Raw genomic sequence first — 19,311 nt, 5'->3', positions numbered from 1 at the left:
GCGGCGCGGCTCGATCAGCGGCTACTTCTCGATGTTTTCGAAGTCGAACAGGCCGTTCCAGGCGAGCTCGGCCTTCTTCACCTTGTCCGAACGACCGGCGTCGGCGATGTAGTCGAGCACCGGGATGTCGGCCATTTCCTTGAGCATCAGGGTCTGCGCCTGAGCGACGAGCTTGTAGGACTCCGCCTGCGTCGGCGCGGCGAGCGCGGCGTCGAGCAGCTTGTCGAACTCCGGGTTCTTCCAGTCGACGTTGTTGGTCTCGGAGTAGCTGTAGTACTGCGAGGTCAGGAACTGGAGCATGGTCGGGTAGTCACCCTGCCAGCCGTAGCGGAAGGCCTTGCCGATGCTCTTGGCGTTGACCTCGTCGCGGATGTTCTTGAACGTCGGGTACGGGGCGCCGACGGCCTCGATGCCGAGGGTGTTCTTGATGCTGTTGGCCACCGCTTCGATCCACGCCTGGTGGCCGCCGTCGGAGTTGTAGGCGATCTCGTAGCGACCCGACCACGGGGAGATGGCGTTGGCCTGGGCCCACACCTTCTTGGCCTCTTCAGGGTTGAAGTTCAGCGCCTCGGAGCCGGGCAGGTTCCCGTCGAAGCCGGGCAGCGAAGCCGAGGTGAAGTCGCGGGCGGGCTTGCGGGAACCGTGGAAGATGTTCTCGCAGATCTGCTCCCGGTTGATCGCCATCGACAGGGCCTTGCGGCGCAGCACGCCTTCCTCACCGGAGAAGTGCGGGACGTTGGCCTGGATGCCGATGTGCTGGTTCTGCGCGGTCGGCTTGGTGATCGCGCGATCACCGAGGTCCTTCTTGTAGGACGCCAGCGCGCTGTCCGGCACGGTGTCGAGCGTGTCGAGGTTGCCGGCAAGCAGATCGGCGTAGGCGGTGTCGAAGGACTGGTACATCACAAACCGCAGGCCCTTGTTCTTCGGCGCGCGGCCACCCTTGTAGTCGGGGTTCGGCACCAGGTCGATCTGCACGTTGTGCTGCCAGGCGCCGTTGCTCGCGAACTTGTACGGGCCGTTGCCGATCGGGTTCTCGCCGAACGCCTTCATGTCCTTGTAGGCGGCCTCGGGCAGCGGGTAGAACGGCGCGTAGCCGAGCTCGGTCTCGAAGTCGATGGAGGGCGACTTGAGCGCGACGGTGAAGGTCTTGTCATCGACGACCTTCAGGCCCGACATCGTCTGTGCCGTGGGCTTTTCCGCCGACACCTCGTCGAAGCCGACGATCGGGGTGAACGCGTAGCTCTGCAACTGAGCATTGGTACCGAGGGCGCCGTAGTTCCACGCGTCGACGAAGGACTTGGCGGTCACCGGTGAGCCGTCGGAGAACTTCCAGTCCGGCTTGATGGTGATCGTGTAGTTCTTCCGGTCCGTCGTCTCGATCTTCTGCGCCAGCTCGTCGTGCGCGACGCCGTTGCCGTCGTAGTACTTCAGGCCGGCGAACAACCGGTCGACGACGCGTCCGCCCATGTTCTCGTTGGTGTTGGTGGGCACCAACGGGTTCTGCGGCTCACCACCGTTCGTGGTGACGATGCTCGCGTCGGCACTGTCGTCCGACGAGCATGCCGACAGTCCGAGGCTCGTAGCCAGCAGTGCTGCCGCAGTCAGCGCCATTGCTCTGTTGAATCTCAACGCGTTCTCCCGATTTCGAGAAGGGCGGAATCCTTGGCACGCGCATGAGGTCACCAGGCGCATGCCGGCACAATCCGCCTTGGGTGCCTCGCAGATTATCCACAAGAACGGGGCTTGTCATCGGATTGACAAAGGTTCGTTCCACTTGTTACCAATCCGGCAACATGCCCGAAACACGAAAAACATCGCGCAAATATGACCTAACGGCCGGAACATTGCCTCTGTAGAGACCGTCCGGTGTCTCCGGGGCCGACCCTTCCGTTGCGGATTACGCGACGGCGTGTCGAGACCGAAACCCGGTGAACAGACCGGACGCGGCGTAGGTCACAGTTGATTACTGTCGAACGTGCTGCGTTTGATTCGTGCGCTCAGGCTACGTGGAAAGAAGAAACGAGATGACCGAAACCGCCGACCACAGGGACTCGTACACGCCGAGCGCGGAGTTCGCCGCGGCGGCCAACGCCGGTGCCGAGCTCTACCCGCAGGCGTCGGCCGATCGCGACGCGTTCTGGGCCGAGCAGGCGAGTCGGTTGCACTGGCATCAGCCCTGGACTCAGGTGCTGGACTGGAGCGACGCACCGGTGGCGAAGTGGTTCACCGGCGGCAAGCTCAATGTCGCCTACAACTGCGTCGATCGGCACGTGCTCGACGGGCACGGCGACCAGGTCGCCATCCACTGGGAGGGTGAGCCGGGCGATACGCGCGCGATCACCTACCGCGAGCTGCTGGCCGAAGTCAGCCGCGCCGCAAACTACTTCACCGAGCTGGGCCTCGAAGCGGGCGACCGGGTCGCCATCTACATGCCGATGGTGCCCGAGGCCATCGTGTCGATGCTCGCCTGCGCGCGCCTGGGCCTCACCCACTCGGTGGTGTTCGCCGGCTTCTCCCCCACCGCGCTGCGCCAGCGGGTCGACGACGCGAGCGCCCGGCTGATCATCACCACCGACGGGCAGTGGCGGCGCGGCAAGGCGGCCCCGCTCAAGGAGGCAGTGGACGAGGCGCTGTTCGCGAACGGTGACGTGCCGCATTCCGTCGAGCACGTACTCGTGGTGCGCCGCACCGAGATCGAGGTGCCCTGGACCGACGGCCGCGACCTGTGGTGGCACGAGACGGTCGCGCAGGCATCGCCGGAACACGAGGCTCAGGCGTTCGATGCCGAGCATCCGCTGTTCATCCTCTACACCTCCGGCACCACCGGAAAGCCCAAGGGGATCCTGCACACCACCGGCGGCTACCTGACCCAGACGTCGTACACGCACCACAACGTCTTCGATCACAAAGCGGGACAAGACGTTTACTGGTGCACCGCCGATATCGGCTGGGTCACCGGACACAGCTACATCGTCTACGGGCCACTCGCCAACCGCACCACCCAGGTGGTCTACGAGGGCACGCCCAACTCGCCGGACGAGCACCGGCATTTCCAGATCATCGAAAAGTACGGCGTCAGCATCTATTACATCGCGCCGACGCTGGTGCGCACGTTCATGAAGTGGGGCCGCGAGATTCCGGCCGCGCACGACCTGTCCAGCATTCGCCTGCTCGGCAGCGTCGGCGAGCCGATCAACCCGGAGGCGTGGCGCTGGTACCGGGAAGTCATCGGCGGCAACCGCACGCCGATCGTGGACACCTGGTGGCAGACCGAGACCGGCGCCATCATGATCTCCCCGCTGCCCGGCGTCACCGCGACCAAGCCCGGCGCGGCGATGGCCGCGCTGCCCGGCATCTCGGCGCTGGTCGTCGACGAGGAGGGCAAGCCGGTGCAGCGCGGCGAGACCGAGGCCAACGGCTACCTGGTGCTCGACCAGCCGTGGCCGTCGATGCTGCGCGGCATCTGGGGCGACATGGAGCGCTACCGGGCCACCTACTGGGAGCGCTACGCCGAACAGGGCTGGTACTTCGCCGGCGACGGCGCGAAGCTCGACGCCGACGGCGACCTCTGGGTGCTCGGCCGGGTGGACGACGTGATGAACGTGTCCGGCCACCGGATCTCCACCGCCGAGGTGGAGTCGGCGCTGGTCGGGCATTCCGGCGTCGCGGAGGCCGCAGTGGTCGGGGCCAGTGACGAGACCACGGGTCAGGGCATCGTCGCGTTCGTGATCCTGACCGCGGAGACCAAGGACACCGGCGCGGACCTGGTGACCGAGCTGAAGGCCGAGGTGTCGCGCGCGATCAGCCCGATCGCACGGCCGCGGGAGATCCACGTGGTGCCCGAGCTGCCCAAGACGCGCAGCGGCAAGATCATGCGGCGGTTGCTGCGCGACGTGGCCGAGGGCCGGGAACTCGGCGACACCTCGACGCTGGTCGACCCCAACGTCTTCGAGGCGATCCGGGCGACCAAGGCGTAGCTCCGAACCGAACAGGCAGGCGCATGTTAGGGCCGGTGGCGTGTTTCGTCACCGGCCTTACCCGTTAGGATTGCGTAAGGTGTGCCGGGAAGTCTGGTCGGCATGCGGTCGCGTACCTGACAGCCGAATCGGTGGATGGCGTGGTCGCAGCGTTGACCGACCCTGCCGAAAGGTTCCCCGTGATCACGCAAGTGCGCTCGGAACTGTCCCGCTATCTCCGCACCGAAACAGTCGGCGGTGCGATCCTGCTCGTCGCGGCCGCCGCGGCATTGCTGTGGGTGAACTCGCCCTGGGGCGACAGCTATCTGACGATGACCCAGACGACGCTCGCCATCCCGCCGCTGCACCTGGATCTCACGCTGGCCGAGTGGACCGCGGACGGCCTGCTCGCCGTCTTCTTCTTCGTCGCCGGGCTGGAACTCAAACGCGAACTGGTCGTCGGCGAGCTGGCCGACCCGAAACGCGCCGCACTGCCGATCATCGCGGCGGTCGGCGGCGTGGTCACCCCGGCCTTGATCGCGTTCGTGGTCGGCTTCGGCGCGCCGGGGATGGATCGCGGCTGGGCCATTCCGGTGGCCACCGACATCGCGTTCGCACTGGCCGTGCTGGCCATGACCGGTTCGCGCATCCCGGCGAGCGCGCGGGTGTTCCTGCTCAGTCTCGCCGTGGTCGACGATCTGATGGCCATCATCCTGATCGCGATTCTGTTCACCACGACGCTGGCGCTGCTGTGGCTGCTGGTCGCCGCGGCCTGCTTCGCGGGGTGGGCGCTGGCCCAGCACAAACGGATCAGCACGCCGTGGCTCTATCTCCCGCTGGCGCTGGTGTCCTGGTACGCGTTGCACGAGGCGGGCATCCATCCGACGCTGGCCGGCGTCGCGCTCGGCTTGCTCACCCGGGTGCGGACCGACCCCGGCGAGGCGGAGGCGCCGGCCACTCGATTGGAGCATCTGATCCAGCCGATCTCGGCCGGGCTGTGCGTGCCGCTGTTCGCGTTGTTCGCCTCCGGAGTTCCGTTGGACGGCAAGGTATTCGGCGAGCTGTTCAGCGACAGGCTGGCGCTGGCCATCATTCTCGGGTTACTGCTGGGCAAGACCGCCGGAATCTTCGGGATCAGCTGGCTCGCAATCCGGTTCGGCGTGGCCAAGCGCCCGGCCGGACTGGGCTATCGGGACATGTTCGCCCTGTCGGTGCTCGGCGCGATCGGGTTCACGGTTAGCCTTCTGGTGGCAGAACTCGCGCTGGCCGACGTCGACGACGGCTCCGCGGTCGAATTGGCGAAGGCCGCTGTGTTGGTCACATCAATGGCGGCGTCGCTCGCCGGTTCGGCGCTACTGTTGCGGCGTGGGCGTGTCCACCAGGCGCGGCGGGACGCTCGTGCGCTACAACGAGAAGAGTGAGGCGGAAGCAGTGCCTGGACAGGGAGAAGGGTCTACCAAGTGAGTTTCACAAACGGCGGTAACGGGAACGACGCACAGCGCGGTCGTACGGTGACCTCCATTCCCTTGTCCGACGCCAATCCCAGCGGTAGCGCCAGCTTCGGCACGCTGGTGCGCGACGCCACCGAACAGATGTCCACGCTGGTCCGCGCCGAGGTCGCGCTGGCCAAGGCCGAGGTCACCGGGGAGATCAAGAAGGGGCTGCAGGGCAGCGTCTACTTCATCCTCGCGCTGACCGTCCTGCTGTTCAGTACGTTCTTCTTTTTCTTCTTCCTCGGCGAACTGCTGGACGTGTGGCTGGCCCGCTGGGCCGCGTTCCTGATCGTGTTCCTGCTGATGGTGGTCACGACCGCCTTGCTCGCCTTGCTCGGCTATCTGCGGGTGAAGAAGCTGCGCGCGCCGGAGAAGACGATCGACTCGCTCAAGCAGGCCCGCGCGGTGCTGCCGCACGGACTCGGCGCCGCCGCCCACGACGAGCCCCGATCGCTGGAAAAACCCGCTTCGTAACCGCTCGCTCGCGCGCGGATACCCCGAACTACTAGGCTGCATCGGCGTGTCGTCGCACCATATTCCGGATCCGTCCAGCGTCCGTTTCGACGGCCCCTGGGCGCATCGGGACGTTCATGCCAACGGCATCCGATTCCACGTCGTCGATGCCGCCCCCGAGCGCACCGACGCCCCGCTGGTCGTGCTGTTGCACGGCTTCGCCGACTTCTGGTGGTCCTGGCGGCATCAGCTGACCGGGCTCGCCGACCTCGGCTACCGCGCGGTGGCGGTCGACCTGCGCGGGTACGGCGACAGCGACAAACCGCCGCGCGGCTATGACGGCTGGACCCTGGCCGGCGATATCGCCGGGCTCATCCGCGCGCTCGGCTACACCGACGCGACCCTGGTCGGGCATGCCGACGGCGGCCTGGTCTGCTGGGCGACCGCGGTGCTGCATCCGCGGCTGGTCCGGTCCATCGCGGTGGTGAGTTCACCGCATCCGGCGGCGCTCAAGAGCGCGGTGCTGCGCCACCGCGGCCAGCGCGCGACCTGGCTGCCCAACTTCCTGCGCTACCAGCTGCCCCGCTACGGCGAGCGGCTGCTGACCACCCGCGACGGGTTCGAGGTCGAGCGGCTGCTGCGCCAGCGGGTGAGCCGATCCTGGTCGGGCACCACCGAATTCGTCGACACCGCGCGGCGGATGCGCTCGGCCATCCAGATTCCCGGCGCCGCGCACTGTGCGCTGGAGTATCAGCGCTGGGCCTTCCGTAGCCAGTGGCGCCCCGACGGCCGCCGCTTCATGGCGACCATGCGGGAACCGATCCGGATCCCGGTGCTCGCCATGCGCGGCGACCTGGACCCGTACGTGCTCACCAGCACCTTCCGTCGCGGGCAACATCTTTCGCCGGATCGCCGCCTGGCCACCATTCCGGCCGCCGGGCATTACGCGCATCAGGAGAACCCGGAGATGGTGACCGCCGAACTGGCGAAGTTGCTCGCCTAGACCGACATTCGAGTGCCCCGGGTCGAATCCGTTTCGGACTCGACCCGGGATCACTGATCAGCTGAGGACGCAGGCTCCGGTACCGACCGGGACTGTGGACCCGGACGCGGCGTCGAGCTGAGCACGCACCTCGGCGAGCGTGAGCACGTAACCGGTGTCGTCGTCGGTGACCGCGGCGCCGAAGACCACACCGAGCACCTCACCATCCGTATCCACCAGCGGCCCACCGGAATTACCCGCGCGCACCGCACCGCGGACGGTGTAGACCTCGCGCTCCACCGTGCCGTCGCGATAGATGTTCGGACCGGTCAGGTCCAACGTTTCCCGCACGCGCGCCGCGCTGGCGGTGTATCGCCCACCGCCGGGGTAGCCGAGCACGATCGCGCTGTCACCGGACCGCGCGGCGGTGGGCGACTGCGGAATCGGGGTGGCGGTCAAGCCCGGAACCGCCAGCACCGCGACATCGGTCGACGGATTGAACAGGACCACGCTCGCGTCGAGCGGGCCGCTGGAGGTGTCCACCTGGATGCTGGTGGTGCCGGCGACCACGTGCGCGTTGGTCATGATCCGCTCGGGCGCGATGACGAAGCCCGAACCCTCCAGCGCGCGCTGGCAACTCGGCGCGACGCCGCGGATGCGCAGCACGCTGCTTTGCAGCGAGGCGGCGACCGGGCTGGACAGCACGCTCGGATCCGGCGGCTCGACGGCCGCGATCGGCGCGCGGCCGAACGGGCCGATGACGTCCGGCAGGCCGGAGGTGTTGAGCAGCTTGGAGAACTCGTTGGGCAGGCGGCGCAACCAGTTCGGCGCGACGTCGTTGACGTCGGTGAGCACCCGGGAGCCGTTGATCGCGGTGGCGATCGACGGCTGCGACGAGGTGGCCAGCGGCAGCGCGAGCAGCCACGCGGTGACCAGCACGGCCACCGCCTGCAGCACCGCGCCGACCACGCTGTCCACGCTGCGGGTGAACGGATGCCGCATGCCGCCGCGCGCGGCCCGGCCGAGCACCATGCCCGCGACCTCGCCGATGATCACCAGCAGCACGATCAGCAGCACGCCGGTGAGCACCCGGGCGCGGCCCTCATCGACGTGGATCAGGATGTGCGGCGCGATCAGGATGCCGGCCACCGCGCCGAGCACCACGCCGAGGAACGCGAGCGCGGACGCGACCGCGCCCTGCCGCCACCCCGAGGAGGCGGCCAGCAGCGCGAGCAGCACCACCGCGATATCGAGCCAGGCCGATGTACTCATAACGTCATACCCACGTCCGCCAGGGCGGCCTCTAGGTCACGCACGTCTTTGTGGTCCCAATCCTGGTCCCAGCCCGCGGCTTTGAAGATGCCGGCCAGGATGCCGCCGGTCAGACCCCAGACCAGCATGCCGTCCACCTGGAAGGCGGGGCTCTGGTAGCCGAGGCTGCTACGGACCAGGAAGCGGTTCGCCGGATCGAGCAGGTCGGCCACCGGCACCCGCACCACCCGTTCGGTCTCGCTCTGGTCGACCACGCGGACCTCGCTGGGGGTGCGCCAGTAGGCGACCACCGGGGTCACGTCGAAACGCGACGGCGGCACGAACAGTTTCGGCAGCAGCGCAAGCGGTTCCACGCCGGCCCGGTCCAGCCCGGTCTCCTCGCAGGCCTCCCGCAGCGCGGTGTCGATCAGGCCGGTGTCACCGGGATCCACCTCACCGCCGGGGAACGCGACCTGACCGCGATGCTGGCGCAGCGTGGCGGCGCGCTGGGTCAGCAGCACCTCCGCGTCCGCGGGCAGGCCGCCCGGCGCGTCCGAATCCGGCTCGGGTGAGCCGCCGAACAGCACCAGCACCGCCGCCTGTCGCGGCGTCGACGTGATGGACATGGCCCGGCGCAGGGTGCGCGCGAGCGTGAGCGTGTCCGAGGTGTCCGACGCGGGCTCGGTGGCCTTGCTCAGCCACTTCGGAATGTCTTGGGGCACCGGGATGCTCATGCGGCCACCCCGAGTTCCTGGTTGACCGCGTTCGCGATGTCGTCCACCCCGGTGAACGCGCGCACCTCGACCCGCGCGACCGAACCGTCCGCCCGCAGCAGCACCGAGATCGGCAGCACGGCGGGGGCGCCGACGGCCGAGCGCACGCGCGCGTCGGCATCGAGCACGCCGGGCAGTTTCACGTTCAGTCCGGTCAGTCGTGAAATCGCCTTGGCCTCATCGGGGTCGCTGTGCACGGTCAGCACGGTAATCGCGTTTCCGGCGCGCTGGGCGAACTGCTGCAAATACGGCAATTCTTGCGCACACGGTCCGCACCAGTAGGCCCAGAGGTTCAGCAGCGCAGGCTTACCCGCGAGCGCGGCGGCCAGGTCGACCGATCCGCCGTCGGCGAGGCACTCGACCGTCAGGCCGGCCAGCGGACCCGAACCGGCGGCGCCCGTGGCGGGCCGGGGGCAGGCCGCGAGGTCCGCGGCGGCGCGTTGCTGCTCGGATACCCCGGCGTTCACGCGGGGCTGCTGCCGGTTGTCCGCGGCCGTGTCGCGTCCGCGTGGCCACAGGGCGGCCGCCAGTGCGACCACAGCGATCAATCCCGCCAGCGCCCATCGCCAGGCGACCGGGAGTGGTCTCACCGGCCCACCAGCTCGAGCAGATGCTCCCGCTCCGGACCCTTCACCAGCTCGGCGGCGGTGTCCGGGTCGGTCGGCCCGGCCCCGAACGACGGGCAGTCCTTGGCCAGCACGCAGACCCCGCAGGCCGGCTTGCGGGCATGACACACCCGGCGGCCGTGGAAGATCACCCGGTGCGAGAGCATCGTCCAGTCTTTGCGCTCGATCAGCTCGCCGATGATGTGCTCGACCTTCACCGGGTCTTCCTCGGTGGTCCACAGCCAGCGCCGGACCAGCCGGCCGAAATGCGTGTCCACGGTGATGCCGGGCACGCCGAACGCGTTGCCGAGGATGACGTTGGCGGTCTTGCGGCCGATCCCGGGCAACTGCACGAGTTCGTCCATGGTGTGAGGCAATTCACCGTCGTAGTGTTCGAGCAGTGCCTGACCGAGGCCGATGAGCGAGTTGGCCTTGTTCCGGAAGAAACCGGTCGAGCGGATGTATTCCTCCAGCTCGGCGCGGTTGGCCTCGGCGTAGGCCCGGGCGTCGGGGTACTTGACGAACAGGGCGGGCGTGGTGAGATTCACCCGCACATCCGTGGACTGCGCGGAAAGTATTGTCGCGACCGCCAATTCGAGCGGCGTGGTGAAGTCCAGTTCACAATGCGCGTCCGGGAAAGCCTCGGCCAAAGTGCGATTCATTCGACGGGCTCGGCGAACCAGTCCTAGTTGGGTTTCCGCCTGTCGCGCGCGGGATTTCCGTTTCGGAGCGGCGACCGGAGCTGGTTGCGCATCGGTCGCCTCGGGGGCGGACGCACGCCCGTTCCCGGCGGCTGTGGAGGGGGTGACACGCACCTGTCCACCATACGGAACCATCGGCGAACGTTGCCCGTCCAGTTCGGTTGCCGTGTTCCATCTGAGACCTAGACCGTGTTTACTCCTCCGTATGCAAGGACTCGCTGTGGTGCTCTTCCCAGTGCTGTTGATGCTGTTCGCACTGGGTATGGAGCGGGTCGAGAACCGGCTCCGCAAACTTCTCGAACCCGACGAAGAGGTTCAGCAGTACCTGGACAAAGCAAGCAACGCAGAAGTGAAAGAGCTGACGAGGCTCGGCCTGCCAGCGGCCGTTGCCCGGATGCGTAAACGCCGCGCCCGCGGCGAAGAGCTGGATGTGGCACGGGCAAGCTGACGCGTGACCGACAGACCTGGCGGCTAGAGCTGGGGTAACCACAGAGGTGCCCGCGAATGCCGAGATCAGAAACTGGTACGGTTCTTCGCTGCGCCACGCAATCCACACGTTACGTGGTGTCTGTCACTACGCTGTCATCATGCCGCGTAGACTGCGCTGTTGGCCGAGTCGCTTTCGGTCCAGTACAGAGCCATTTCCCATAAGGAGCACATAAGTGGACGAGGCCCTCGCCAGAGCAGGCATCTTCCAGGGCGTCGAGCCCACTGCGGTGGCCGCCCTCGCCAAGCAATTGCAGCCGGTGGATTTCCCGCGCGGCCATGTCATCTTCAACGAGGGTGAGCCGGGAGATCGGCTCTACATCATCACCTCGGGCAAGGTGAAGATCGGCCGCAGATCCCCGGACGGCCGGGAGAACCTGTTGACCATCATGGGCCCGTCGGACATGTTCGGCGAGCTGTCGATCTTCGATCCCGGACCGCGGACTTCCACCGCGACCACGGTGACCGAGGTTCGCGCCGTCACCATGGACCGCGACGCCCTCAAGTCCTGGATCGACCAGCGGCCCGAGATCGCCGAGCAGTTGCTCCGCGTGCTCGCGCGTCGTCTGCGTCGCACCAACAACAACCTGGCCGACCTCATCTTCACCGACGTCCCCGGCCGGGTCGCCAAGGCGCTGCTGCAACTCGCACAGCGGTTCGGCACCCAGGAAGCCGGTGCCCTGCGGGTCACCCACGACCTGACCCAGGAGGAGATCGCCCAGCTGGTCGGCGCTTCCCGCGAGACCGTGAACAAGGCGCTGGCCGACTTCGCGCACCGCGGTTGGCTGCGGCTGGAGGGCAAGAGCGTGCTCATCTCCGACTCCGAGCGCCTGGCCCGCCGCGCGCGCTGAGCGTCAACCGAACAGACCGAACAACACGCTGGGTTCCTAGCTCCTAGAGCCCAGCGTGTTGTCGTGTCCGAAGCAGCTCTGATTAACCTTCGGCGCGCAGGTATTCCAGCTGCGCCTGCACCGAGCTGCGCGCGGCCAGCCACAGGCGCTTGTCGACGTCGGCGTAGACCCGCCGGACCACCGCCATCGCGCCCGCGTTCGGGCCGAGCACCTTCAGCGCCTCGCGCACCTGATCGAGGCGTTCCTGCCGGTGCGTGATGTAGTACCGCGCCACCGGTTCCAGATCGGGATGATCCGGGCCGTGCGCGGGCAGCAGCGCCTTGCCCGCCCCGATCTCGACCAGCCGGTCCAGCGAGGCGAGGTAGTCGGCGAGGGTGCCGTCGCTCGAATCGAGCACGGTGGTGCCGCTGCCCAGAATCGTGTCGCCGGTCAGCACCGCGTCGTCGAGCAGGAAGCTCGTCGAATCACCGGTGTGGCCCGGCGTGGCCACCACGGTGATGCGCAGGCCGGCCGCCTCGATCACCTCGCCGTCGACCAGCGGTGCGGTGGAACCGCGCAGGAACTCGGCGTCCTTGGCGCGCACCGTGGTTCCGGTCAGCTTCACCAGGTGGTCGATGCCGCCGGTGTGATCGTGATGCCGATGGGTGATCAGCGTCAGCGCGATCTCGCCCCCGGTGACCTCGGCGATCCTGGCGCCGTGCGCCTTGTCCTTCGGACCGGGATCGACCACCACACACTCCGAGCGGCCCGGCGCGCGCAGGATCCAGGTATTGGTTCCCTGCAACGTCATCTGGCCCGGGTTGTCCGCCAGCAGCACCGCTGCCGTCGGGGTGACCTGCCGTAATTGTCCGTACGCGGGATGAGTCAGCGTCATCGATGTACCCCAGTCGATCGAATCCCAGTCCGGGACTTTGACTTTGTTTAACGCACCTCGACGATGATCTCTACCTCGACGGGGGTGTTCTTCGGCAATTCCGACACGCCCACCGCGGAACGCGCATGGACGCCCGCGTCACCGAAGACCTCGCCGAGGAACTCCGACGCGCCGTTGATCACGATCGGCTGATCGTTGTATCCCGGTGCGGAGGCGACGAATCCGACCACCTTCACCACGCGCACCACGGCGTCGAGGCCGACCAGATCGTGCACCGCCGCCAGCGCGTTGAGCGCGCACAGCTGCGCGGCGTCCTTGGCCTGCTCGGTGCTCACCTCGGCGCCGACCTTGCCGGCCACGGTCAGCTGACCGTCCGCCATCGGCAGCTGGCCGGAGGTGTAGACCAGCGAACCGGTGCGGATCGCCGGGATGTAGGCGGCCACGGGCGCCACGACCGGAGGCAGGGTCACTCCGAGCTTCGCGAGATTGCTCTCCCAGTCGGTCACTGAGGTCATTCCCCTTCTCCTTTACTTCGGGCGCTTGAGGTAGGCGACGTGCTGCTCACCGGTCGGCCCGGGCAGCACCGAAACCAGCTCCCAGCCGTCGGCGCCCCACTGATCGAGAATCTGCTTGGTCGCGTGCGTCAACAGCGGCACGGTCGCGTACTCCCATACGGTCGCTTCACTCATGTGGGTGAGCGTAGCTCTGTCTAATTTGCGGCGCCTGCGGCACCGCGTGTTCGCGGCCCCCTGGTGTCGCGCGTCCGAGCGGCCGAGACTCGCGCCTGCGGCGCATGCGCTTCGGCCACTCGGACGCGCGACGGGCCGCGAACGAAATGCTCGATCTCGCTTCGCTCGAAACCGGCGGTCTACCGAGTGGTCCGATCGCGAATCCGGCGGCCACACAAGCGGACTACATCGCGTTGCCCAGGACGCAACGGGGGCGCTGTCTGGTACAGACACACGCGCTGGACCAGGCACTAGGCGGATCCCTCGGGCGCGATCTCAGAACGGGTTATAGGCTCGCGAGCGTGGGAGTACCAACAGCAGTGCCGCTTTCGGCGGAGCCGGGACTGGAAACAGGGTGGCCGAAGCGCGCGGAGAAGGCCCGCTTGCACTATGTCTCCGGCAAGGGAGGCACCGGCAAGTCCACGGTGGCCGCGGCGCTCGCGCTGGCGTTGGCCGCGGGTGGGCGGCGGGTGCTGTTGGTGGAGGTGGAGAGCAGGCAGTCGATCGCGCAGCTGTTCGACCTGCCGCCGCTGCCGCCCACCGAGACCAGGATCGCCACCGCCGACGGTGGCGGCGAGGTCGTCGCGCTGGCGCTCGACATCGAGCACGCGTTCCTGGAATACCTGGACATGTTCTACAACCTGGGCTTCGCCGGCCGGGCGATGCGCCGGATGGGCGCCATCGAGTTCGTCACCACGATCGCGCCGGGCCTGCGCGACGTCATCCTGACCGGCAAGATCAAGGAGACCGCGGTCCGGGTGGACAAGGCAGGCAAGCGGGTCTACGACGAGATCGTGGTGGACGCCCCGCCGACCGGCCGGATCGCCGGCTTCCTCGACGTCACCCAGGCCATGCTGGAGGTGGCCAAGGGCGGGCCGATCGCCTCGCAGGCCGAGGGCGTGTCCAAGCTGCTGCACTCGGATCAGACGATGATCCATCTGGTCACGCTGCTGGAGGCGCTGCCGGTGCAGGAGACCGCCGACGCCGTCGCGGAATTGAAGGCGGCGGATCTGCGGATCGGCACGGTGATCGTGAATCGCGCCACCGAGGGTCAGCTGCCGTCCGAGTTCCGGGCCAAGGCGGCGCAGGGCGATGTCGACACCGACGCCGTCCGGGCGGGCTTGACCACGGCAGGGATCACGTTGGCGGACAATGACTTCCAGGGTTTGATCACCGAAACCATCGAGCACGCGGCAACTTTGCAGGCGCAGGACGACAGTGCCGCGGAGCTGGGCAAGGTCGATGTGTCGCGCATGTATCTGCCCGCCCTGCCGGAAGGCATGGACCTCGGTGGCCTCTACGAATTGGCCGAACATCTCAGTAAACAAGGGGTCCGATGAGTACGCCGAGTGTGGCTGCGTCGCTTGATGTTTCGGACATCATCAATGATCGGACCGCGAAGGTGGTGGTGTGCTGCGGCTCCGGCGGGGTCGGCAAGACGACCACCGCGGCCGCGATCGCCCTGCGCGCGGCGGAGCAGGGCCGAAAGGTGGTGGTTCTCACCATCGATCCGGCGCGACGACTGGCCCAGTCACTCGGCGTCGCCGACCTCGGCAACACCCCGCAGCGGGTGCCGCTCGGCCTGGAAGCCAAGGGCGAGCTGCACGCGATGATGCTGAACATGCGGCGCACCTTCGACGACATGGTGCTCGAGCACACCAGCCCGGACAAGGCCGAGCAGATCTTCGCCAACCCCTTCTATCAAACCGTCGCCTCGTCGTTCGGCGGGACGCAGGAATACATGGCGATGGAAAAGCTCGGTCAGCTGGCCGGGCGCAAGGAGTGGGACCTGATCGTGGTCGACACTCCCCCGTCGCGCAACGCGCTGGACTTCCTCGACGCGCCGAAGCGGCTCGGAAACTTCTTGAACGGCAGGATGATCCGGGTCATCATGGCACCGGGTCGCGGCGTCACCCGGTTGGTCACCGGCGCGATGAGCCTGGCGGTGCGCGGGGTGTCCACCATCGTCGGTGGGCAGATGCTCAAGGACGCGTCGAACTTCCTCCAGTCGCTGGACTCGCTGTTCGGCGGCTTCCAGGATCGGGCCGATCGCACCTACGCGATGCTGTCCAAGCCGGGCACCCACTTCCTGGTGGTCGCCGCGGCCGAGCCGGACGCGTTGCGCGAGGCGTCGTTCTTCGTCGACCGCCTGTCCACCGAGCGGATGCCGCTGGCCGGCCTGATCCTCAATCGCACGCATCCGGCGCTGAGTTCACTGTCCGGTGATCACGCGCTGACCGCGGCCGAGCAACTGGCCGACGGCGATCCGCTCACCGCGGCCGTGTTGCGCATTCACGCCAGGCGGGTCGCCACCGACAAGCGCGAACAGCATCTGCTGCACCGGTTTACCGGCGCGCATCCGCGGGTACCGATCGTGGCGGTGACCGCGTTGCCGTTCGAAGTGTCGGATCTGGAGGCCCTGCGCGCCGTCGGTGACCAGCTCACCGGCCACCGCGCCTCGGCTTGATACATAGACGCATCGGCTATTGGTCCAAACGGAAGTAATTGCCCCCAAACGGGACTGAGCCCGCTTTCGCAGGCTCAGTTCCGAATGTTTGCCGGGGCTACATTGCCACCTGATGCTGGCGCTGGGCCTGGAAGAAGTCGGCCCAGGAGGTCACCTCGGGATGCTGCTTGAGCAGCGCGCGACGCTGCCGCTCGGTCATACCGCCCCACACACCGAACTCCACTCGATTGTCGAGGGCGTCGGCACCACACTGCATCAGCACCGGGCAGTGCCTGCAGATCGTCGCGGCTTTGCGCTGTGCAGCCCCGCGGACGAACAACTGATCGGGATCCACTTCCTTGCATCGGGCCTGGGCTACCCAGGCAATCCTTGCTTCGGCCTGCTCCACGTCCAATCGAGCGATGGGGGTTGTCATGTGCATTTGGTGTGCCCCTTTGCAGTCCGAACACCGGGTCAACGGCGCTCCAGAATCGCGTGTCAGCGTCGCAGCAACCCAAACCCCGCTGCGCTCTGCACCACATTCCACTTTGAGTGTTAGCTCTATCACACTGGGTTCTCAATCTAGGTAAAGGTTGGGCTCCAGCGCAAGACCGCCCTCGGAATTTTTGGTACGTCCGTCCCTGCAAAATGCCGCGAGCGGCGGCGGGTCCGGCATATTCGCGGCGCGCCGTCCCGCGACACGCCAGACTCGCCCTCGCGACACGCCCAATCGCCCGTGCGAATCGCCTTCGGGTAAACGCACGGAAGAGGGTTCGAACCCCACCCCGTAGGCTGGGGATCGTGCCGATCACACAAACGCTCGCGAGGCTGGCCGGCAGCTGCGCGCTGGCCGCCGTGCTCGTCGCCGGGTTGATGTTCCCGCTCGCAGGTGGCTTCGGATTCGTCTCGAACCGAGCCGCCGACGCCGTCGACAACGTGTCCTCGGAACTGGTGGAGGGCACCGCGCCCGCCGTCTCGACCATGGTCGACGCGAGTGGGACACCGATTGCCTGGCTCTACGAGCAACGCCGCTTCGAGGTTCCCAGCGACAAGATCTCCAACGACATGAAGCTGGCCATCGTCTCCATCGAGGACCGGCGCTTCGCCGAGCACGAGGGCGTCGACTGGCAGGGCACGTTGCGCGCGTTCCTGACCAACACCAGCAGCGGCGAGGTCCAGCAGGGCGCGTCCACGCTCGACCAGCAGTACGTGAAGAACTTCCAGCTGCTCGTCGTGGCCAAGACCGACGCCGAACGCCGCGCCGCCATCGAGACCACCCCCGCCCGCAAGATCCGCGAGATCCGGATGGCGCTCACCCTGGACCGGGAGCTGACCAAGGACGAGATCCTCACCAGGTACCTGAACCTGGTGCCGTTCGGTAACTCCTCCTACGGCATCCAGGACGCGGCGCAGACCTACTTCGGCGTGGACGCCTCCGAGCTGAACGTGTCGCAGGCCGCGATGCTGGCCGGCATGGTGCAGAGCTCGTCGAAGCTGAACCCGTACAGCAACTCCGAGGGCGTGCTGGCCCGGCGCAACACCGTGCTGGACACGATGATCCAGAACATCCCCAGCCGGGCCGAGGAGTTCCGCGAGGCCAAGACCAAGCCGCTGGGCGTGCTGCCGGAGCCGAAGGGCCTGCCGCGCGGCTGCATCGCCGCCAACGACCGCGGCTTCTTCTGCGACTACGCCATCCAGTACCTGGCCAACGCGGGCATCAGCCGCGAGCAGATCGACAAGGGCGGCTACCTGATCAAGACCACCCTCGATCCGGCCGTGCAGGACTCGGTGAAGCGGTCGGTGACCGACGCGGCCAACCCGAACCTGGACAACATCGCGCAGGTCATGTCCGTCGTCGCGCCGGGGCAGGATTCGCATCCGCTGCTCGCCATGGCGAGCAGCCGCACCTACGGGCTGAACCGCGACGCGAACGAGACCGTGCAGCCGCAGCCGTACTCGATGGTCGGCGACGGCGCCGGCTCGATCTTCAAGATCTTCACCACCGCCGCGGCCATGGAGAAGGGCCTCGGCATCAACGCCCAGCTCGACGTGCCGACCCGGTTCGAGGCCAAGGGCATGGGTAACGGAGGTGCGCGCGGCTGCCCGGCCGCCACCTACTGCGTGGAGAACGCGGGCAAGTACAAGTCGCCGATGTCGGTGACCGAGGCGCTCGCGACCTCACCGAACACCGCGTTCGTCAAGCTCATCCAGGCCGTCGGCGTCACGCCGACCGTCGACATGGCGGTCCGGCTCGGCATGCGCTCCTACACCGAGGCAGGCAGCTCGGGCCACGGCAACCAGAGCCTCGCCGACATGATGAAGGAACAGAATCTCGGTTCGTTCACCCTCGGCCCGGTCGCGATCAACCCGCTCGAACTGTCCAATGTCGCCGCGACCCTGGGCTCCGGCGGCAAGTGGTGCCCGCCGAACCCGATCAAGGAGGTCGTCGACCGGTCCGGCAAGCAGGTACCGCTCACCCAGCAGGCCTGCGAGCAGGTCATCGAGCCCGGCCTGGCCAACACTCTGGCCAACGCGATGAGCAAGGACGACGTCAGCGGCACCGCTGCCGGCGCCGCCCAGTCCGTGGGCTGGAACGCACCGCTGTCCGGCAAGACCGGCACCACGGAAAGCCACCGCTCCTCGGCCTTCGTCGGCTTCACCAACTCGCTGGCCGCCGCCACCTACGTCTACGGCGACAGCCCGACGCCCGGCGAGATCTGCTCGTTCCCGCTGCGCAACTGCGGCGACGGAAACCTGTTCGGCGGTAACGAACCCGCGCGGACCTGGTTCAACTCGATCAAGCCGGTGCTCAACCGATTCCCGCCGCCGGGACTGCCGCCGCTGGACGACAAGTACGTCCGCGGGTCGAACAACGCGCAGGTTCCGGACGTGGCCGGGCAGACCCAGGGTCAGGCGACCGCGGCGCTGGTCGGCGCGGGCTTCCAGGTGACGCCGGTGACCGGTCCGGGCGCGCAGGCCAAGGGCACCGTGATGGGCACCTCGCCGAACGGATCGGCGATCCCCGGTTCGGTGATCACGCTCTACATCAGTGACGGCACCCAACGCGCCGCGCCGCCGCCGGGCCCGCCGCCAGGGCCGCCGGGCATCCCGGGGCTGCCGCCGCCACCGCTGCTGCCGCCCATCCCGATTCCCATCCCGATCCCACGCTGACCCAAAGGACCGCGAACCCGATCAGGTTCGCGGTCCTTTGTTTTGTGTATCGGCGCGGCTACCTCGGCGGGTGCGTCAGAGCCTGGCCTTCACCGCGGCGGACAGGCGCGAGCCGTCGGCCTTGCCCTCGGCCAGTGCGGTGGCGACCTTCATGACCTGGCCCATCTGCCGCATGCCCGGCCGCTCGCCGAGTTCCTCGGCCACCTGCGCGATCGCGGTGTCCGCGACATCGGCGACCTCCGCCTCGCTCAGCTGGGTCGGCAGGTATTCGTCGATGATCCGCGCCTCGGCGTGCTCGTTGGCGGCCAGCTCTCCGCGCCCGTTCTGGGTGTAGATCTCGGCCGACTCGCTGCGCTTCTTCGCCTCTTTCTGCAGCACGGCGATCACGTCGGCATCGGAGAGTTCGCGCGCCTCGGAGCCTGCGGTCTCGGCCGTCTGAATGGCGGCGAGCAGCATCCGCAGCGTGGCGAGACGCAGCGTGTCCTTGGCTTTCATCGCGGCGGTCATGTCCGTCCGCAGTTGCGCTTTGAGTTCCGACATG

General features: G+C 67.6%; 19 protein-coding genes. 9 read left to right on the top strand and 10 right to left on the bottom strand.

Annotation, left to right across the window (positions count from 1 at the left end; all coding sequences use genetic code 11):
• Positions 1 to 21 precede the first annotated feature (21 nt).
• The gene (locus AB0M22_RS16555; protein ID WP_364726992.1) at positions 22 to 1,611 is read right to left on the bottom strand and encodes an ABC transporter substrate-binding protein; all 1,590 of its coding nucleotides are present in this window, start codon (positions 1,609 to 1,611) and stop codon (positions 22 to 24) included.
• 413 nt (positions 1,612 to 2,024) lie between these two features.
• On the opposite strand from AB0M22_RS16555, the gene acs reads away from it, so the two are divergent.
• From acs to AB0M22_RS16535, 4 genes are all read left to right on the top strand, one after another.
• On the top strand, positions 2,025 to 3,977 hold the full coding sequence (gene acs / locus AB0M22_RS16550) for an acetate--CoA ligase (protein ID WP_364726642.1): 1,953 nt from the start codon (positions 2,025 to 2,027) through the stop codon (positions 3,975 to 3,977).
• Positions 3,978 to 4,159: 182 nt separating this feature from the next.
• Positions 4,160 to 5,377, top strand: coding sequence for a Na+/H+ antiporter NhaA (gene nhaA / locus AB0M22_RS16545; RefSeq protein WP_364726989.1), 1,218 nt, complete (start codon positions 4,160 to 4,162; stop codon positions 5,375 to 5,377).
• Positions 5,378 to 5,416: 39 nt separating this feature from the next.
• Positions 5,417 to 5,923, top strand: coding sequence for a phage holin family protein (locus AB0M22_RS16540; RefSeq protein WP_364726639.1), 507 nt, complete (start codon positions 5,417 to 5,419; stop codon positions 5,921 to 5,923).
• Positions 5,924 to 5,969: 46 nt separating this feature from the next.
• A complete protein-coding gene (locus tag AB0M22_RS16535) occupies positions 5,970 to 6,905 on the top strand; it encodes an alpha/beta hydrolase (protein ID WP_364726636.1) in 936 nt (311 codons plus the stop codon).
• Positions 6,906 to 6,962: 57 nt separating this feature from the next.
• On the opposite strand, the gene AB0M22_RS16530 is transcribed toward AB0M22_RS16535, so the two are convergent.
• Genes AB0M22_RS16530 through nth form a run of 4 tightly spaced genes read right to left on the bottom strand, consistent with a single transcriptional unit; the run spans position 6,963 to position 10,328 of the window.
• A complete protein-coding gene (locus tag AB0M22_RS16530; protein ID WP_364726634.1) occupies positions 6,963 to 8,156 on the bottom strand; it encodes a MarP family serine protease in 1,194 nt (397 codons plus the stop codon).
• Positions 8,153 to 8,869 (bottom strand): CoA pyrophosphatase, encoded by a 717-nt coding sequence (locus AB0M22_RS16525; RefSeq protein ID WP_364726631.1) that lies wholly within the window; start codon positions 8,867 to 8,869, stop codon positions 8,153 to 8,155. Before AB0M22_RS16525 ends, AB0M22_RS16530 begins: the two co-directional genes overlap by 4 nt.
• Positions 8,866 to 9,498, bottom strand: a complete 633-nt coding sequence (locus tag AB0M22_RS16520; protein ID WP_364726628.1) for a TlpA disulfide reductase family protein — start codon at positions 9,496 to 9,498, stop codon at positions 8,866 to 8,868. Before AB0M22_RS16520 ends, AB0M22_RS16525 begins: the two co-directional genes overlap by 4 nt.
• Positions 9,495 to 10,328 carry an endonuclease III gene (gene nth, locus AB0M22_RS16515; protein WP_364726625.1) on the bottom strand — a complete coding sequence of 278 codons (834 nt, stop codon included), beginning with the start codon at positions 10,326 to 10,328 and terminating at the stop codon, positions 9,495 to 9,497. The genes AB0M22_RS16520 and nth overlap by 4 nt, the downstream gene beginning before the upstream one ends.
• A 106-nt stretch (positions 10,329 to 10,434) precedes the next feature.
• Between nth and AB0M22_RS16510 the strand changes: the two genes are divergently transcribed.
• Both AB0M22_RS16510 and AB0M22_RS16505 read left to right on the top strand, forming a co-directional pair.
• Positions 10,435 to 10,662, top strand: a complete 228-nt coding sequence (locus AB0M22_RS16510) for a hypothetical protein (RefSeq protein WP_014981184.1) — start codon at positions 10,435 to 10,437, stop codon at positions 10,660 to 10,662.
• A 214-nt stretch (positions 10,663 to 10,876) separates the two neighbouring features.
• Positions 10,877 to 11,551 (top strand): Crp/Fnr family transcriptional regulator, encoded by a 675-nt coding sequence (locus AB0M22_RS16505; RefSeq protein ID WP_011206875.1) that lies wholly within the window; start codon positions 10,877 to 10,879, stop codon positions 11,549 to 11,551.
• Between the two features lie 82 nt (positions 11,552 to 11,633).
• Here the strand turns inward: AB0M22_RS16505 and AB0M22_RS16500 are convergent, their stop codons facing one another.
• From AB0M22_RS16500 to AB0M22_RS16490, 3 genes are read right to left on the bottom strand one after another with little or no spacing between them, the layout of a single operon-like run.
• Positions 11,634 to 12,425, bottom strand: a complete 792-nt coding sequence (locus AB0M22_RS16500; RefSeq protein ID WP_364726621.1) for an MBL fold metallo-hydrolase — start codon at positions 12,423 to 12,425, stop codon at positions 11,634 to 11,636.
• A 47-nt stretch (positions 12,426 to 12,472) separates the two neighbouring features.
• Entirely contained in the window at positions 12,473 to 12,940 is a 468-nt protein-coding gene (locus tag AB0M22_RS16495) for a RidA family protein (RefSeq protein ID WP_364726618.1), read from the bottom strand.
• A gap of 12 nt (positions 12,941 to 12,952) precedes the next feature.
• On the bottom strand, positions 12,953 to 13,114 hold the full coding sequence (locus AB0M22_RS16490) for a DUF4177 domain-containing protein (RefSeq protein ID WP_150400783.1): 162 nt from the start codon (positions 13,112 to 13,114) through the stop codon (positions 12,953 to 12,955).
• A gap of 359 nt (positions 13,115 to 13,473) precedes the next feature.
• Here AB0M22_RS16490 and AB0M22_RS16485 point away from each other — a divergent pair, with 359 nt between their 5' ends.
• Both AB0M22_RS16485 and AB0M22_RS16480 read left to right on the top strand, forming a co-directional pair.
• Positions 13,474 to 14,493, top strand: coding sequence for an ArsA-related P-loop ATPase (locus AB0M22_RS16485; RefSeq protein WP_364726987.1), 1,020 nt, complete (start codon positions 13,474 to 13,476; stop codon positions 14,491 to 14,493).
• A complete protein-coding gene (locus AB0M22_RS16480; protein ID WP_364726615.1) occupies positions 14,490 to 15,620 on the top strand; it encodes an ArsA family ATPase in 1,131 nt (376 codons plus the stop codon). Before AB0M22_RS16485 ends, AB0M22_RS16480 begins: the two co-directional genes overlap by 4 nt.
• A gap of 97 nt (positions 15,621 to 15,717) precedes the next feature.
• Here AB0M22_RS16480 and AB0M22_RS16475 read toward each other — a convergent pair whose 3' ends face one another.
• Entirely contained in the window at positions 15,718 to 16,041 is a 324-nt protein-coding gene (locus tag AB0M22_RS16475; protein ID WP_014981178.1) for a WhiB family transcriptional regulator, read from the bottom strand.
• Between the two features lie 359 nt (positions 16,042 to 16,400).
• On the opposite strand from AB0M22_RS16475, the gene AB0M22_RS16470 reads away from it, so the two are divergent.
• Complete coding sequence (locus AB0M22_RS16470; protein ID WP_364726612.1) at positions 16,401 to 18,770, top strand: transglycosylase domain-containing protein; 2,370 nt, start codon at positions 16,401 to 16,403, stop codon at positions 18,768 to 18,770.
• A gap of 75 nt (positions 18,771 to 18,845) precedes the next feature.
• On the opposite strand, the gene AB0M22_RS16465 is transcribed toward AB0M22_RS16470, so the two are convergent.
• Positions 18,846 to 19,310, bottom strand: coding sequence for a GatB/YqeY domain-containing protein (locus AB0M22_RS16465; RefSeq protein WP_150400781.1), 465 nt, complete (start codon positions 19,308 to 19,310; stop codon positions 18,846 to 18,848).
• Between the last annotated feature and the right edge of the window lies 1 nt (position 19,311).

Origin of the sequence: Nocardia sp. NPDC051756, assembly GCF_040681495.1 — a bacterium.
In the GTDB taxonomy this organism is placed as follows: domain Bacteria; phylum Actinomycetota; class Actinomycetes; order Mycobacteriales; family Mycobacteriaceae; genus Nocardia.
Note: the sequence above shows the minus strand (reverse complement) of the source record. Positions and strands in the feature narration are given on the sequence as shown.